Raw genomic sequence first — 15,176 nt, forward strand, 5'->3', positions numbered from 1 at the left:
CTTCACGTCAGGATCGACGATGGCCCGCATCGAACCGAACATACATCCGGCTGCCGGGTCGCGCTGGAGGCTCGCATTGTGGCTGCTCGGGCCTGCGCTCGTTCTGTTCGGGCTTACGCTGCACGGTGTCTGGCGGTTACTGCCGTGGGAGCGCTTCGCGCTGTCGCTCGCGCTCGCCGCTATCGCAACGCTGGTCGCGTGGCCTCTTGCGCGCTTCGCGCGATGGCGCTGGGCGTCCGCGCTCACGACGGTGTGGTGCGCGGCGCTGGTGCTGTACGTAGGGCCCTTGCCGGTCCTGGCGGCCGCGCTGATCGCGACTGCCAGTCTGGCGCTGGGTCTTCGCTGGATTCCCGCCGAAGTGCCGGGGCGAATCGCGATCGCAGCGGTGTCTGGTTATGCGGTGATCGCTGGCATCGCGGGTTGGCTGGTCTCCCTGCCGCTCCATTTCGCGGTGGTGTGGCTGCTTGCATTGGGGCTTCCGATCGCCTGGAACCGCAGCGCATTGAAGAACCAGTATCGGGCCGCTCGCAGCGACTGGCGCGCATTCGTTGACGCATCTCCGCAAGGCGTTACTGCCGCGGTGATGCTGCTGGGACTGGCCTCGACCGGTGCATGGCTGCCCACCATGCAGATGGACGATCTGACCTACCACCTCAATCTGCCCGCACAGCTTGCGCATCACGCGCGATACCTCGCCGATCCCGCCCACAGCGCATGGGTCTACTCACCTTGGATGGGTGATATCGGACAAGGTCTGGCCTGGCTGCTGGCCGGTCGCGAAGCACGCGGCGCGATGAACACGTTCTGGCTGGTGAGCGCAGCGATCGCATTGACCGGATGCGCACGTGCACTCGGCGCGGTGCCGGTGGAGCGCATTGCAGTGGTTGCGCTCTTTGCATGTTTTCCGCCGCTGGTCTGGCTGATGGCTGGCATGCAGACCGAGCTGCCCGCGATGGCGGTGCTTTTTTCGCTGGTGGCGCTGGTCCTGCACGACCGCACCGGACGTCATCTGGCAGCGATGACGCTCCTGATGGCGGCACTGGCCGCCCTCAAGCCGATGCACGCACTCGCCGCACTGCCGTTGCTGGCGTATGCAGCGCGTTATGCGTCTGGCCGTGTGTTGCGAAACCTGCCGCGGTTGGCCGCACTGTTCGTGGTGATCGCGGGTTCGAGCTATGCGCACGCGTGGTGGCATACGGGCAATCCGGTCTTTCCGCTGTTCAACGCGGTCTTCCAGTCGCCGCACTACCCGCTCGAGAACATGTCCGACCTCCGCTGGCTCACGGGCTTCGGCCCGACGCTGCCATGGCATATGACCTTCGAGAGCAGCCGGTTCGTCGAAGCCTGGGATGGCGGCATCGGGTTCCTGTGGCTCGGTCTCGCTGGTGCTTGGTTGCTCGCGCTGCGCCGGCGTGCCACGCGGGCGTTCGCATGCATCGCGATCTGCATCGCGCTGTTGCCGCTAGTGCCGATGCAGTACGCGCGCTATGCGTTTCCGGGCCTGCTCCTGCTGTTACTCCCCGCGCTGAGCGGTAGCCAGGCAGACATCGGGGGGCGCATCTGGCTGTGGCCGATCGTCATGCTGTGCGTGCTCAGCGTGGCCTATCAAGCCAATAGCGGCTGGACGCACCACTCGGCCGCGCTCAAGCGTGTCATTCGTGCGCCAGGCACGCCGGACGCGGTACTGCCCTATTACGTCGCCGAACGTACGTTGATCTCGCGACTGCCCGCTGGGGACACGGGCGTGGTGCTGGCAACCGATCCCCAGCGTGGTCACGTCGCCGAACTCGCTGGGCGTGGCCGGCTGATGTCCGTGCATGCGCCCGCGCTTGCTGCTGCGCGCGAGGCGGCCGACCGCGACAGCGAGGGTGAAGCGTGGCGGGCGGTGTTCGAGCAACTCGACGCACGCTGGATCCTCGTCACCGAGGACATTGCGTCGGCAGCGCTGATGCGGGCATTGGCGGTCGACCCGTCCATCGAGCAGGTCGACTCCCTGCAGGGGATCGCGATGTGGCGACGGACGCCGCCAGGCGACGAAGCAGTCGATCCATGACCCTGCCAGCATTCGGCCTGGCATCGCGCTCCGCGCACATGCGCGCAGACCGCAATCTGCGCGGCGTCGATAGCGCCTTGCCTGCCGTGTGCGCAGGAAAATCTAACGGGCGCCTGCGTACGATTCCGATGCCGTCGCGTCATGGATCTCGCGACGCTCTCTATCCGTAACTGGAACCGTGATGAGCCTGACCCGACAGGGGCGCGACTACCTGGCCATCGGTCTGCTGCAGTGGCTGATCGACTGGGGCGTGGTGGTCGGCCTGACACATCTGGGACTGCCTGTGGCGCCCTCGAATGTCGTCGGCCGGATCAGCGGGGCGCTGATCGGCTTCTGGCTCAACGGCAAGCTGACCTTTGCAAACGACTGCAACACTGTCGGGGCCACGCAGTTCCAGCGCTTCATGCTGATGTGGGTGTCCACGACCCTGTTCAGCACCTGGGCCCTGACCCAGATCGATGACGTGCTCGGTCTGCGTTGGGTGTGGGTGGCGAAGCCGGCGATCGAACTCGCGCTGGGCGCGGTGGGGTTCGTGCTGTCGCGCTACTGGATCTACAAGCGCTGAGTCGCGCTTGGCTGCAAGGCTGTGCGCGTCCCACGACCTACAGACCGATGCCGTGATCGAAAACTCGCCGACGGACGCACGCCACGGTGCGACTGCGTAATCACCAGCGTGTGACCCGCTGCGAATTCGCTCGCAAGGACCCGCGTTTCTTCCAACACCCAAAAGCGACGACCCCACCGGAGCGGGGTCGTGCGGTTCACGGCAACCGGGCTTGGCGCCCGGCGGCCGTCAGTGCTTGAGGGTCTTGCGCAGACGCTCGAGCGCCTGCAGCTGGACTACGGCCTCGACCAGCTTCTGCTGCGCTTCGGCGATGTCCATCGCCTCGCCGCGACCGGCCAGGATGCGCTCGGCTTCTTCCTTGACTGCTTTCACGGCTGCTTCGTCGATATCGTCGGCGCGGATCGCGGTGTCGGCCAGGATCGTAACCACCTGCGGCTGCACCTCGAGGATGCCGCCGCCGATCGCGAAATCGAGCACTTCGCCGTTGGCCTGGGTCACGACGACCTTGCCCGGCTTCAGGCGCGTGATCAGCGGGGCATGACGCGGCGCGATGCCGAGCTCACCGAGCTCGCCGGTGGCCACGACCATGGTCGCCTCGCCATGGAAGATCTCGGCTTCTGCGCTGACGATGTCGCAACGGATGGTGGTGGTCATAGGGTTCGCTCGCTCTGCTCGCTCAACGTGATTCGTGATGCGTGATTCGTGATTGGGAGAAGCGGGGCGTCCGCTACTTCATGAAGCCGGCGCCCTTTCGAATCACCCATCACGAATTCACGAATCGCGAAGATTGCCGCTTAAGCGGCGATCTTCTTTGCCTTCTCGACCGCTTCGTCGATGCTGCCGACCATGTAGAACGCCTGCTCGGGCAGGTGGTCGTATTCGCCGTCGACGATGCCCTTGAAGCCGCGGATCGTTTCCTTCAGCGGCACGTACTTGCCCGGCGAGCCGGTGAAGACTTCGGCCACGTGGAAGGGCTGCGAGAAGAAGCGCTCGATCTTGCGCGCGCGCGACACGGCCTGCTTGTCTTCTTCCGACAGCTCGTCCATGCCCAGGATCGCGATGATGTCCTTGAGCTCCTTGTACTTCTGCAGCGTCGACTGCACGCGCTGGGCGGTGTCGTAGTGCTCGTTGCCGATGACGTTCGGGTCCATCTGGCGGCTGGTCGAGTCCAGCGGATCGACCGCCGGATAGATGCCGAGCGAGGCGATGTTGCGGCTCAGCGTCACCGTCGAATCGAGATGGGCGAAGGTCGTCGCCGGCGACGGGTCGGTCAGGTCGTCCGCGGGCACGTAGACGGCCTGGATCGAGGTGATCGAGCCGGACTTCGTCGAGGTGATGCGCTCCTGCAGCACGCCCATTTCCTCGGCGAGCGTCGGCTGGTAGCCCACGGCCGACGGCATGCGGCCGAGGAGCGCCGACACTTCGGTACCGGCCAGCGTGTAGCGGTAGATGTTGTCGACGAACAGCAGCACGTCCTTGCCGCGACCCGATGCGTCCTTCTCGTCGCGGAAGTACTCCGCCATCGTCAGGCCGGTCAGCGCGACGCGCAGGCGGTTGCCCGGCGGCTCGTTCATCTGGCCGTAGACCATCGCCACCTTGTCGAGGACGTTGGAGTCCTTCATCTCGTGGTAGAAGTCGTTGCCCTCACGGGTACGCTCACCCACGCCCGCGAACACCGACAGGCCTTCGTGCGCCTTGGCGATGTTGTTGATCAGTTCCATCATGTTGACGGTCTTGCCGACGCCGGCGCCGCCGAACAGGCCGACCTTGCCGCCCTTGGCGAAGGGGCACATCAGGTCGATGACCTTGATGCCGGTTTCCAGCAGCTCCGTGGCCGACGACTGGTCTTCGTAGCTCGGCGCCGCGCGGTGGATTTCCCAATGGTCGGTCGCTTCGACCGGGCCAGCCTCGTCGATCGGACGACCCAGCACATCCATGATGCGGCCGAGCGTGCCGGCGCCGACCGGCACCGAGATACCGCGGCCGGTGTTGGTCGCGATCAGGTTGCGCTTCAGGCCGTCGGTGGAACCGAGCGCGATCGCGCGCACGATGCCGTCACCGAGCTGCTGCTGCACTTCCAGCGTGATCTCCGTGCCTTCGACCTTCAGTGCGTCGTAGACCCTCGGTACTTCGTTGCGCGCGAACTCGATGTCGACGACCGCGCCGATGATCTGAACGATCTTGCCCTGACTCATTTGAGTGACTCCACTGATGTCTGTTGAATCTGGTGTCGGGAATGGGGATTCGGGATCCAGGGATTGGGAAGAGCGCAATCTGCTGCCTGCTCGAATCCCGAATCCCGAATTCCCAATGCCTCGGCGGTCGTCAGACCGCCGCAGCGCCGCCCACGATCTCGGAAATTTCCTGGGTGATCGCCGCCTGGCGGGCCTTGTTGTAGACCAGCTTGAGCGTGTCGATCAGCTTGGTGGCGTTGTCGCTCGCGGACTTCATCGCGACCATGCGCGCGGCATGTTCGGACGCCACGTTCTCCATCACCGCCTGGTACACGAGCGATTCGATGTAACGCGTCAGCACGTGGCCGAGCACCGATTCGGCGTCCGGCTCGTAGATGTAGTCCCAGTCGTGCTTGACCACTTGGGTCTCGGCGGCCGGCAGCGGCAGCAGCTGGTCGAAGCTGGCCTTCTGGACCATCGTGTTGACGAAGTGGTTGTAGGCCAGGAACACCCGGTCGACGCGGCCGTCGTTGTAGCCGTCGAGCATCACCTTGATGATGCCGACCAGCTGCTCGACTTCCGGCGTGTCACCGATGTGGGTGACGCTGCCGACCATGTCCACCTTCAGGCGGCGGAAGAACACCGTCGCCTTCTGGCCGATGGTCACCACGTCGACCTGCACGCCCTTGTCCTGCCAGGCGCGGATCTCGCCCAGCAGCTTGCGGAACATGTTGTTGTTCAGACCGCCGGCCAGGCCGCGATCCGAAGACGCGACGATGTAACCGACGCGCTTGACCTCACGCTCGACCAAGTACGGATGCTGGAACTCGGAGCTGGCCTGGGCGAGATGCCCGATCAGCTGCTTCATCGCGTTCGCATACGGGCGCGATGCCTTCATCCGATCCTGCGCCTTGCGGATCTTCGACGCGGAGACCATCTCGAGCGCGCGCGTCACCTTGCGGGTGTTCTGCACGCTCTTGATCTTCGTCTTGATTTCTCTGCCGCCGGCCATCTCATATCCCTGCTTGGGGCGGGTGGAACCCGCCTTGGCTTACCTGTGCTCACCGCATCGGGCGGACGAACGTCCGCCGCGATCGCTTTACCAGCTGCCGGTGGTCTTGAAGTCGGAGATGCCCTGCTTGAAGGCGCCTTCGATCTCCTCGTTCCAGCCGCCGGTCTGGTTGATCTTGCCGACCAGCTCGCCCGCGGTGTTGTCGAAGTGCGCGTGCAGGCCTTCTTCGAACGCGAGCAGCTTGGCGACCGGCACGTCGTCGAGGTAACCCTCGTTGACGGCGTAGATCGTCAGCGCCTGGTGCGCGATCGACATCGGCTTGTACTGCTTCTGCTTCATCAGCTCGGTGACGCGCTGACCGCGCTCGAGCTGCTTGCGGGTGGCTTCGTCGAGATCCGAGGCGAACTGCGCGAACGCCGCCAGCTCACGGTACTGAGCGAGCGAGATGCGGATGCCGCCCGAGAGCTTCTTGATGATCTTGGTCTGCGCCGCGCCACCGACGCGCGACACCGAGATACCGGCGTTCACGGCCGGGCGGATGCCGGCGTTGAACAGGTCGGTTTCGAGGAAGATCTGGCCGTCGGTGATCGAGATCACGTTGGTCGGCACGAACGCGGACACGTCGCCAGCCTGCGTTTCGATGATCGGCAGCGCGGTCAGCGAGCCGGTCTTGCCGGTCACCTTGCCTTCGGTGAACTTCTCGACGTACTCCTCGGACACGCGCGCGGCGCGCTCGAGCAGACGGGAGTGCAGATAGAACACGTCGCCCGGATAGGCTTCGCGGCCCGGCGGACGCTTGAGCAGCAGCGAGATCTGGCGGTAGGCGACGGCCTGCTTGGACAGATCGTCGTACACGATCAGCGCGTCTTCGCCGCGGTCCATGAAGTACTCGCCCATCGTGCAGCCCGAGTAGGCGCTGATGTACTGCATTGCCGCCGATTCGGACGCGGTCGCGGCGACGACGACGGTGTGGGCCATCGCGCCGTTCTCTTCGAGCTTGCGCACGATGTTGGCGACGGTCGAGGCCTTCTGGCCGATCGCCACGTAGACGCACTTGATGCCGGTGGTCTTCTGGTTGATCACGGCGTCGATCGCCATCGCGGTCTTGCCGGTCTGGCGGTCGCCGATGAGCAGCTCGCGCTGGCCGCGGCCGATCGGGATCATCGAGTCGACCGACTTGTAGCCGGTCTGGACCGGCTGGTCGACCGACTTGCGCCAGATCACGCCGGGGGCGACGCGCTCGACCGGCGCGCTGAGCTTGGCGTCGATCGGGCCCTTGCCGTCGATCGGCTCGCCGAGCGCGTTGACCACGCGGCCCAGCATTTCCGGACCGACCGGCACTTCGAGGATGCGGCCGGTGGTCTTGGCGACATCGCCTTCGCGCAGGTGCTCGTAGTCACCCAGCACCACGGCGCCGACGGAGTCGCGCTCGAGGTTGAGGGCGAGTGCGTACGTGGCGGAACCGTCCGCCGCGAGCGGCAGTTCGATCATTTCGCCCTGCATCACGTCGGCCAGGCCGTGCAGACGCACGATGCCGTCCGCGACCGAGGTCACGGTGCCTTCGTTGCGCGATTCGGCGCTCAGCTTGACCTTCTCGATTCGGGACTTGATCAGCTCGCTGATTTCGGAAGGATTGAGTTGCGTGGTAGCCATCGGGGGTTCCCTTGAGCCGGCGTTGCCGCCGACGTTGCAATTGAAAATCGTGTCAGTGCGTCAGAGCGGACTGCAGGCGCGCCAGCTTGCCCTTGAGCGAGCCGTCGATCACCACGTCACCGGCCGAGATCACCGCGCCGCCGATCAGCGATGCGTCCACGGCCGTTTCGACCTGGACCTCGCGACCGAAACGACGCTTGAGCGCGGCACGGATCTGCTCCACTTCTGCGTCCGGCAGTTCGGCTGCCGACGTCACCGTCGCCAGCACGATGTGCTCGGCCTCGGCACGCAATTCCTCGTACTGGCCGGCGATCTCCGGCAACTGTGCGAGGCGGCCGTTGGTCGCCAGCAACGCGAGGAAATCGGCGAACTTCGCGTCGACGCCCTCCGGTGCGAGCAGCGCGACGGCATCGTCGTGCGACAGCGCAGGATGGCCGAGCAACGCGGCCGCCTGCGGATCGGCAGCGACGCGGGCCGAGAACGCGAGCGCGCCCGACCACGGCGCGAACTGGCCGTCGTCACGCGCGATCGCGAACGCGGCGCGGGCATACGGACGGGCGATCGTCATGGCCTGGCTCATCGGACTCAGATCTCCGCGGCGAGTTCGTCGAGCAGCGCCTTGTGGGCGTTGGCGTCGATCTCACGCTTGAGCAGACGCTCGGCGCCGGTCACCGCCAGGCTCGAGACCTGACGACGAAGCTCTTCGCGTGCACGGGTGGCCGAGGCCTGCAGTTCGGCGTCGAAGATCGCCTTCTGGCGCAGGCCCTCGGTGACCGCTTCGGCCTTGGCGGCCTCGACGATCTGGAGACCGCGCTGGTGCGCCTGCTCGATGATCTCGTTGGCCTTCGCACGCGCGGCCTTGAGTTCCTCGTTGGCGGTTTCCTGCGCCTGTGCCAGCGCACGCTGGCTGTTGTCGGCCGCGGCCAGACCTTCGGCGATCTTCTTCTGGCGCTCTTCGATAGCAGCCAGCAGCGGCGGCCAGATCTTGGTCGCGATGATCCAGATCAGACCGGCGAACGCCAGTGCCTGGGCAATTAGGGTCAGACCGATATTCATGGGCTTGTGACTGCCTGTCGTGAAGGGATGGGCGCGCACGCGCGCCCCCTGTCATCCACCGGTGCGGTCATGCGCGAGGCACGCACCGCACTGGAAGCGTCAGCTGGATCAGCCCGCGAGCTGCGCGGCGACCGGGCCGATGAACGGCGAAGCGAACGCGAACAGCAGGCCGACGGCGACCGAGATGATGAACGCGGCGTCGATCAGGCCGGCGGTGATGAACATGCGGACCTGCAGCACCGGGATCAGCTCCGGCTGGCGCGCGGCCGACTCGAGGAACTTGCCGGCCATGATGGCCAGGCCCAGACCCGCACCCAGTGCAGCCAGGCCGATCATGATGCCGATGGCCAGAACGGTCGAAGCCTGGATCTGGGCGAACGAGGTCAGTGCGATTTCCATTGTTTTCTCCGGAGCGGATTGCTTGGTAAGGGTGAGACGGATGGGGTGGAACGAAACCGGTGTCGCGTGATGCTGCCGATCAGTGGTCGTCCTCGGCCAGGCTGAGGTAGACGATCGACAGCATCATGAAAATGAAGGCCTGCAGCGGAATGACCAGCAGGTGGAACAGCATCCAGCCGAGGCCGAGTACGCCGCCGCCGAGCACGCCCAGCAGGCTCGCGCCGCCGAGGACCCAGATCAGCAGGAACACGATCTCGCCGCCGAACATGTTGCCGAACAGTCGCATCGCCAGCGAAATCGGCTTGCTCAGCCATTCGACGATGTTGAGGATCAGGTTGAACGGCACCATCCACTTGCCGAACGGCGCAAACAGGAATTCCTTGGTCATGCCGCCCAGGCCCTTGGCACGCAGGGCGAAGAAGACCGTCAGGAAGAACACGCTGATCGACAGGCCGAGCGTCGCGTTGACGTCCGCGGTCGGCACCGGCTTCCAGTACGCCACGCCCAACAGTTCGAGCGGCTTGGCGATGAAGTCCGCCGGAATCATCTTCAACAGATTCATCATCAGGATCCAGAAGAACAGCGTGATCGCGATCGGCGTCACGAGCTTGCTGGAACCGTGGTACGTGTCGCGGGCCTGCTTGTCGACGAACTCCAGGCAGATCTCGACGAACGCCTGCCACTTGCCCGGCACACCGGCCGTGGCCTTGCGGGTCGCCATCCAGAATGCGAACACCATCAGGCCGCCCATCAGCAGCGCGGTGATCAGCGTGTCCACGTGCAGCGTCCAGAAGCCGCCTTCGCCGGTCGACGCGGTCAGGTTCTGCAGGTGGTGCTGGATGTAGCTGGTTGGGGTCAGTTCCGCATCAGCTGCCATAAGATCGAAAACCCTGCCTGTGATTGGTTCAATCCCTGGCCAGAGGCCGGGACATTGCGAGCAACTGCGCGAAGAGCGCGACGATGACCCCGGCGAGCATCGGGACCGGCGACAAACCCGCCATTCCCACGCCCAGCAGCAGAACCGCCACCACCACGACCCACTTCAACGCCACCCCTGCCAGCAGCCGCGCAAGCGCGCCTGTCGACGGATTGACCCCACCCCCCAGCGCGATGACGCTCGACAGCCAGCCCCCGAGTGCGATCGCCGCACCGCCGAGACCCGCCGCCAGCGCCCAGTCGGCTCCCTTTGCGAGGAAGGCGAGCGCTGTCACCGCGACCGCGACCGCCTGCCAGGCGATTGCGCGCTGTGCCAGCCGCCGACCCACTGCGACGGACGTCAACACTTCAAAGGATTCCACTGTCTGGAGGACACGGGGCGCATGAATCGGCCCCGTCGAGCCGCAAAAGTATAGCAGTGGGGCCATTTGCCCCACAACCGGCGGAGGTCCTGTTTCGCGAAGACCGCGAGCGGGCCGTCCGTGAACTCGTCCCGGTTCGCGCATTCACAATTTTGTGCGGGTTTTTTCGCATTTCCCTGGAACTTCGTTGGGCAGCGCCTTGTCGTAACGATGTGTCCGATCTGCCGCCTTTCCTCGTCGGTCCCGTCTGCAGATCGCCACCCCCGAGCCCCGGCCCGCCGCCGGGGCTCTTTTTTTGCGTCGCCGGCTGCGCGCCGTCTGTCGGGCCATGCACGACCGGAAATGAGAGCCGGCCAGGTGACGACTTCACGTCGGAAAGACTGCGGGTTAACGAACATCCTTCGCCTCTCACAGGAAGACTCCCCCGATGTCACGACCCGCGTCCCGCCTTGCCCTCGCCCTGTTATCGACCGCCATCCTCGCCACGTTCGCCACTGCAGCGCAGGCGCAGAGCCGTGACGACCGCTTCGTGCTGCGTCTGAGCGCGTTCAATCCGGAAGCCGAGCTCGGCTTCTCCGGCAATGGCGTCGTCACCGACGGCACCGACGACGCCACCTTCGGCTTCAATGAAAGCTTCGACACCGGCCGCGAATGGCGTCCGCGTGGCGCGATCGGCTTCCGCATCAGCGAACGTCAGGCGCTGATCGGCAACTTCTACGACTACCGCCGTGACGAGACCTGGGAGTACGGCGGCAATGTGCTCGACACCGGCACGATCATCCCGGGCGGCGAAGCGATCGAGATCCCGTCGGCGCGTATCGACGGCCGCCTGTCGTTCCGCCTGGCGAACCTCAACTACGAGTACGCCGTCGTCAAGAACGACAGCTTCGAGTGGGGTCTGGGCCTGGGCGTGACCTACGCCAAGCTCGAAGCCACCGCCAACGGCAGCACCACCGGCACCGATCTGCTGGATCCGGAATTCGAGAGCGTGGGCTGGGAGCGCGACGGTGTCTCGCCGGGCCTGCATACGCGCCTGACCTGGACGCCTGCCGAGCGCTGGACCGTGGGTCTCGAAGGCCAGTATCTCGATACGACCTGGGGCAACATCCTCGACGAGGAAGGGCATTTCGAGCGCGGCGGCCTGCTGGTCGAATACATGGTCAGCGAGCGCGTCGGTATCCATGTCGGTTACGACTGGTTCCGCCTGAAGCTCAAGGACCAGTACCGCGGCACCGCGCGCGCGCCGTCGGGTATCGATGCGGGCCCGTTCCCGTACTCGGGCGAGATCACCGGCGACCTGAAGGTCCATGGCCCGATGGCCGGTGTGACCTTCCGCTTCTGATCGCGGCCGGTCCACGCGTCTTTACGGGCGTGTAGACCCGCATGAAAAAGCCCCGGCATGCCGGGGCTTTTTCGGTCTGGCGCGACTGGCGTGCAAGCGCGCTCGCGCGCAATGACGCTTTCCCGTCAAGCCATCGCGCGCGAGCGCGCTCCTACGGCAAGCCGATCTGCCGCGCTTACTTCTTCTTCGGGATGTAGAGGTCGGTGATCGTGCCGTCGAACACTTCCGCCGCCATCGCCACCGACTCGCTGAGTGTGGGATGCGGATGGATGGTGTGGCCGATGTCGGCGACTTCGGCGCCCATCTCGATAGCCAGACCCGCTTCGGCGATCAGGTCACCCGCGTGCACACCGACAATGCCGGCGCCGACGATGCGATGCGTGGCCTCGTCAAAGATCAGCTTGGTGAAGCCTTCGGTACGGCCGATCCCGATCGCGCGACCGCTGGCTGCCCACGGGAACTTGCCTACGCCGACCTTCAGGCCCTTGGCCTTGGCCTCGGTTTCAGTAATGCCGACCCACGCGATTTCCGGATCGGTATAGGCGACCGACGGAATCACCCGCGCCACCCACTCCTTCTTCTCGCCGGCGGCGACTTCGGCCGCGAGTTTGCCTTCGTGCGTGGCCTTGTGCGCCAGCATCGGCTGGCCGACCAGATCACCGATCGCGAAGATGTGCGGCACGTTGGTGCGCATCTGCGCGTCGACGGCGATGAAGCCGCGCTCGGACACGCGCACGCCGGCCTTGTCGGCTGCGAGCTTGCCGCCGTTGGGCGTGCGTCCCACGGCGACCAGCACGCGGTCGAAGGTCTTGGTCTCGGGAATGCTCTCGCCTTCGAACACGACATCGATGCCGGTCTTCGCGGCCTTGGCTTCGACGACCTTGGTCTTCAGATGCGCGGACACGCCCTGCTTCTTCAGGCGGTCGGCAAGCGGCTTGACCAGGTCCTTGTCGGCGCCGGGCATCAGTTGGTCGGCGAGTTCGACGACGGTCACCTCACTGCCGAGCGCGTGATAGACCGTCGCCATCTCGAGGCCGATGATGCCGCCGCCGACGACGAGCAGCTTCTTCGGCGTTTCCGCGAGTTCCAGCGCGTCGGTCGAATCCATGACGCGCGGGTCGTCCCACGGGAAGCCAGGCAGCTTCAGCGCCTGCGAACCGGCGGCGATGATGCATTGCTCGAAACGCACGAGCTGGGTCTTGCCGTCGCTACCGGTGACTTCGATCTCGTTGGGCGACACGAACAGGCCTTCGCCGGTGACCACGCGCACCTTGCGCTGCTTGGCCATGCCGGTCAGGCCCTTGGTCAGTTGACCGACGACTTTTTCCTTGTAACCACGCAGCTTGTCGAGGGCGATCGTCGGCGTACCGAAATCCACGCCGTAGTCGCTGGCGTGCTTGGCCTGGTCGATGACCTCGGCCGCGTGCAACAGCGCCTTCGACGGAATGCAGCCGACGTTGAGGCAGACGCCGCCGAGCGTCTCATACCGTTCGATCAGCACGGTATCGAGGCCGAGATCGGCGGCGCGGAACGCGGCGGTGTAGCCACCGGGACCGGAGCCGAGCACGACGACGCGGCATTCGACATCGGCGGTGCGGCCCGACGACGGTGCGGCCTTGACCGCATCCGGCTCGGCCGGCGCCGCGTGCGAACGCGCGACCGGCGGATTGCTGCCGGGCGCTTCGCTCTTCTTCGCGGGCGCCGCTTCTGTCTTCTCGGGCGCAGCGGTCTTCGTGTCGGCGACAGGCGCATCGCCCTCGCCTTCAGCCTCGATCACCGCAACCACGCTGCCTTCCGACAGCGTGTCACCGACCTTGACCTTCAATTCCTTGATGACGCCCGCGCTCGAGGCGGGCACTTCCATCGTCGCCTTGTCCGATTCCAGCGTGACCAGGCTCTGGTCCTTGGCGACGGTCTCGCCGACCGCGACCAGCACCTCGATCACCGGCACGTCGTCGTAGCCGCCGATGTCGGGGACTTTCACTTCGAGGGTCTGGGCCATCACGGGTTCTCCGGAGTCTGTTGCGTGGGGTCCGACGCCGCGATGCGCGACGCCGGGCGACGCGCCCAGGTCAGCGAATACAGATCGTGGCGGCGGTCGTTGAGGTTCTGCACGGTGCCGTCGTTGCGGGCGACGACGAGATCGTTGAGACGCAGATCGGCGAACGCGACCTGCTCGACGTTCGGCGTGGTGTCGGCCGCGATGCCGTCACGCGCGAACGGGAAATCGCAGGGCGTCAGGATGCAACTCTGCGCGTACTGGATATCGAAATTGTTGACGCCGGGCAGGTTGCCGACGTTGCCCGACAGCACCACATAACACTGGTTTTCCACAGCGCGCGCCTGCGAGCAGTAGCGCACGCGCAGATAGCCTTCGCGGGTGTCGGTGCAGAACGGCACGAACAGGATCATCGCGCCCTGGTCGACCAGGTGCCGGCCGAGTTCGGGGAACTCGCTGTCGTAGCAGATCATGACGCCGATCGGCCCGCAGTCGGTCATGATCGCCCGCGCACTGTCGCCGCCGCCGATGCCCCACCAAGTGCGCTCGTTGGGCGTGGGATGCAGCTTGTCGCGGGTGTGTAGCGAACCGTCGCGCAGCGCGACGTAGCAGATGTTGCGCACGTTCGCGTCGGGGCCGTCGCTGGTCCGCGTGGGATGCGAGCCGCCGATGATGTTGATGTTGTGCCGCACTGCGAGCTCGCTGAGCAGCGTGGCGAAACGCTCCGTGTAACCCGTCAACGCCAGCAGCGAATCCTGCGGCGACAACGGCTTGTTCTCGACCGACAGCAGCTGCAGCGTGAAGAGTTCCGGGAACACCACGAAATCGGCGCGGTAATCGGCGGCGATGTCGACGAAGTATTCGACCTGGGTCGCGAACTCCTCGAAGGAGGCGACGCGCCGTTGCTGGTACTGCACCGTCGCCACGCGCACCGAATCGGGCAGCTGGCGCGCGGTTCCGGTCGTGCGCACATTTGGGTCGATCTTCGGGTTGCGCCAGACCAGATGCGCCGCGTAACCGCGCGATTCACGGTCGGCCGGTTGGTAGTTGCGCAGCAGGCCGATGAATTCGAAACCGTTGCTGAGCTGGAAGCTCAGCGCGCGATCGCGGATCCGGCCCGCGCGCACGTCGGCGACGTAGGCGTGCGCGTCGTTGCCGTAGGCCTTCGCGCGGCGCGAGAAGCCCGGCAGGCGCCCGCCGAACACGATGCCCTTGAGGCCCAGTTCCTGGCATAGCCGCTTGCGCAGTTCGTACAGACGGCGGCCGATGCGCAGCCCGCGGTAGGCGGGATCCACGCAGACTTCCATGCCGTAGAGCCAGTCGCCGGTGGTCAGATGGCGCGCGCCATAACCGCCGCCCGAAATCTCGGTCCAGCGGTGCGGCGCCATCGCGCTCGCCTCATCGATCCGGAATGTGGCGCAGTAACCGACCGCCACATCCTCGTAGCAGGCGACGAACACGCCCTGCGGAAACTGCGCGATCTGCCCGGTGAGCATCTCGGCCGTATAGCCGCCTTCCTCGCCGTAGACCGTGTCCGACAGCGCGACGATCGCCGGGATGTCGGTGACCGTCGCATGCCGGACGGTCAGCCGCGCTTTTTCCCGCGTGGTGTCGCTGGTCACCGG

The 15,176-nt window shown here is 65.6% G+C and carries 14 protein-coding genes; 3 read left to right on the forward strand and 11 right to left on the reverse strand.

The window, feature by feature from the left end:
• Positions 1-19 precede the first annotated feature (19 nt).
• Both J2W68_RS17320 and J2W68_RS17325 read left to right on the forward strand, forming a co-directional pair.
• Entirely contained in the window at positions 20-2,053 is a 2,034-nt protein-coding gene (locus J2W68_RS17320; RefSeq protein WP_310238473.1) for a hypothetical protein, read from the forward strand.
• Positions 2,054-2,234: 181 nt separating this feature from the next.
• The gene (locus tag J2W68_RS17325) at positions 2,235-2,618 is read left to right on the forward strand and encodes a GtrA family protein (RefSeq protein WP_310238477.1); all 384 of its coding nucleotides are present in this window, start codon (positions 2,235-2,237) and stop codon (positions 2,616-2,618) included.
• Positions 2,619-2,846: 228 nt separating this feature from the next.
• Here J2W68_RS17325 and J2W68_RS17330 read toward each other — a convergent pair whose 3' ends face one another.
• The 9 genes from J2W68_RS17330 to J2W68_RS17370 form a co-directional block, all read right to left on the reverse strand.
• The gene (locus J2W68_RS17330) at positions 2,847-3,272 is read right to left on the reverse strand and encodes a F0F1 ATP synthase subunit epsilon (RefSeq protein ID WP_310155914.1); all 426 of its coding nucleotides are present in this window, start codon (positions 3,270-3,272) and stop codon (positions 2,847-2,849) included.
• 140 nt (positions 3,273-3,412) lie between these two features.
• The gene (atpD, locus tag J2W68_RS17335) at positions 3,413-4,813 is read right to left on the reverse strand and encodes a F0F1 ATP synthase subunit beta (RefSeq protein WP_310155917.1); all 1,401 of its coding nucleotides are present in this window, start codon (positions 4,811-4,813) and stop codon (positions 3,413-3,415) included.
• Between the two features lie 130 nt (positions 4,814-4,943).
• A complete protein-coding gene (atpG, locus tag J2W68_RS17340) occupies positions 4,944-5,804 on the reverse strand; it encodes a F0F1 ATP synthase subunit gamma (protein WP_310155921.1) in 861 nt (286 codons plus the stop codon).
• Between the two features lie 87 nt (positions 5,805-5,891).
• Positions 5,892-7,457, reverse strand: a complete 1,566-nt coding sequence (gene atpA / locus J2W68_RS17345) for a F0F1 ATP synthase subunit alpha (protein ID WP_310238480.1) — start codon at positions 7,455-7,457, stop codon at positions 5,892-5,894.
• Positions 7,458-7,509: 52 nt separating this feature from the next.
• On the reverse strand, positions 7,510-8,037 hold the full coding sequence (locus tag J2W68_RS17350; RefSeq protein WP_310238482.1) for a F0F1 ATP synthase subunit delta: 528 nt from the start codon (positions 8,035-8,037) through the stop codon (positions 7,510-7,512).
• A gap of 5 nt (positions 8,038-8,042) precedes the next feature.
• Positions 8,043-8,513 carry a F0F1 ATP synthase subunit B gene (locus tag J2W68_RS17355; protein ID WP_310155929.1) on the reverse strand — a complete coding sequence of 157 codons (471 nt, stop codon included), beginning with the start codon at positions 8,511-8,513 and terminating at the stop codon, positions 8,043-8,045.
• Positions 8,514-8,621: 108 nt separating this feature from the next.
• Positions 8,622-8,912, reverse strand: coding sequence for a F0F1 ATP synthase subunit C (atpE, locus tag J2W68_RS17360; protein ID WP_159681455.1), 291 nt, complete (start codon positions 8,910-8,912; stop codon positions 8,622-8,624).
• A 79-nt stretch (positions 8,913-8,991) separates the two neighbouring features.
• Complete coding sequence (atpB, locus tag J2W68_RS17365) at positions 8,992-9,789, reverse strand: F0F1 ATP synthase subunit A (RefSeq protein ID WP_310238484.1); 798 nt, start codon at positions 9,787-9,789, stop codon at positions 8,992-8,994.
• Between the two features lie 28 nt (positions 9,790-9,817).
• Complete coding sequence (locus tag J2W68_RS17370) at positions 9,818-10,195, reverse strand: ATP synthase subunit I (RefSeq protein WP_310238487.1); 378 nt, start codon at positions 10,193-10,195, stop codon at positions 9,818-9,820.
• 442 nt (positions 10,196-10,637) lie between these two features.
• Here J2W68_RS17370 and J2W68_RS17375 point away from each other — a divergent pair, with 442 nt between their 5' ends.
• Positions 10,638-11,552 carry a hypothetical protein gene (locus J2W68_RS17375; RefSeq protein ID WP_310238490.1) on the forward strand — a complete coding sequence of 305 codons (915 nt, stop codon included), beginning with the start codon at positions 10,638-10,640 and terminating at the stop codon, positions 11,550-11,552.
• A 175-nt stretch (positions 11,553-11,727) separates the two neighbouring features.
• On the opposite strand, the gene lpdA is transcribed toward J2W68_RS17375, so the two are convergent.
• Both lpdA and J2W68_RS17385 read right to left on the reverse strand, forming a co-directional pair.
• Positions 11,728-13,554 carry a dihydrolipoyl dehydrogenase gene (lpdA, locus tag J2W68_RS17380; RefSeq protein ID WP_310238492.1) on the reverse strand — a complete coding sequence of 609 codons (1,827 nt, stop codon included), beginning with the start codon at positions 13,552-13,554 and terminating at the stop codon, positions 11,728-11,730.
• Positions 13,554-15,173, reverse strand: a complete 1,620-nt coding sequence (locus J2W68_RS17385) for a GNAT family N-acetyltransferase (protein WP_310238495.1) — start codon at positions 15,171-15,173, stop codon at positions 13,554-13,556. Before J2W68_RS17385 ends, lpdA begins: the two co-directional genes overlap by 1 nt.
• Between the last annotated feature and the right edge of the window lie 3 nt (positions 15,174-15,176).

Source organism: Luteimonas terrae (genome assembly GCF_031457535.1).
GTDB lineage: Bacteria > Pseudomonadota > Gammaproteobacteria > Xanthomonadales > Xanthomonadaceae > Luteimonas > Luteimonas terrae_A.

What these genes read in the sequence shown, in the direction of transcription:
- J2W68_RS17320 (WP_310238473.1), top strand. Translation starts at nt 20, where the DNA reads ATGGCCCGCATCGAACCGAACATACATCCGGCTGCCGGGTCGCGCTGG.
- J2W68_RS17325 (WP_310238477.1), top strand. Translation starts at nt 2,235, where the DNA reads ATGAGCCTGACCCGACAGGGGCGCGACTACCTGGCCATCGGTCTGCTG.
- J2W68_RS17330 (WP_310155914.1), bottom strand. Translation starts at nt 3,272, where the DNA reads ATGACCACCACCATCCGTTGCGACATCGTCAGCGCAGAAGCCGAGATC.
- atpD (WP_310155917.1), bottom strand. Translation starts at nt 4,813, where the DNA reads ATGAGTCAGGGCAAGATCGTTCAGATCATCGGCGCGGTCGTCGACATC.
- atpG (WP_310155921.1), bottom strand. Translation starts at nt 5,804, where the DNA reads ATGGCCGGCGGCAGAGAAATCAAGACGAAGATCAAGAGCGTGCAGAAC.
- atpA (WP_310238480.1), bottom strand. Translation starts at nt 7,457, where the DNA reads ATGGCTACCACGCAACTCAATCCTTCCGAAATCAGCGAGCTGATCAAG.
- J2W68_RS17350 (WP_310238482.1), bottom strand. Translation starts at nt 8,037, where the DNA reads ATGAGCCAGGCCATGACGATCGCCCGTCCGTATGCCCGCGCCGCGTTC.
- J2W68_RS17355 (WP_310155929.1), bottom strand. Translation starts at nt 8,513, where the DNA reads ATGAATATCGGTCTGACCCTAATTGCCCAGGCACTGGCGTTCGCCGGT.
- atpE (WP_159681455.1), bottom strand. Translation starts at nt 8,912, where the DNA reads ATGGAAATCGCACTGACCTCGTTCGCCCAGATCCAGGCTTCGACCGTT.
- atpB (WP_310238484.1), bottom strand. Translation starts at nt 9,789, where the DNA reads ATGGCAGCTGATGCGGAACTGACCCCAACCAGCTACATCCAGCACCAC.
- J2W68_RS17375 (WP_310238490.1), top strand. Translation starts at nt 10,638, where the DNA reads ATGTCACGACCCGCGTCCCGCCTTGCCCTCGCCCTGTTATCGACCGCC.
- lpdA (WP_310238492.1), bottom strand. Translation starts at nt 13,554, where the DNA reads ATGGCCCAGACCCTCGAAGTGAAAGTCCCCGACATCGGCGGCTACGAC.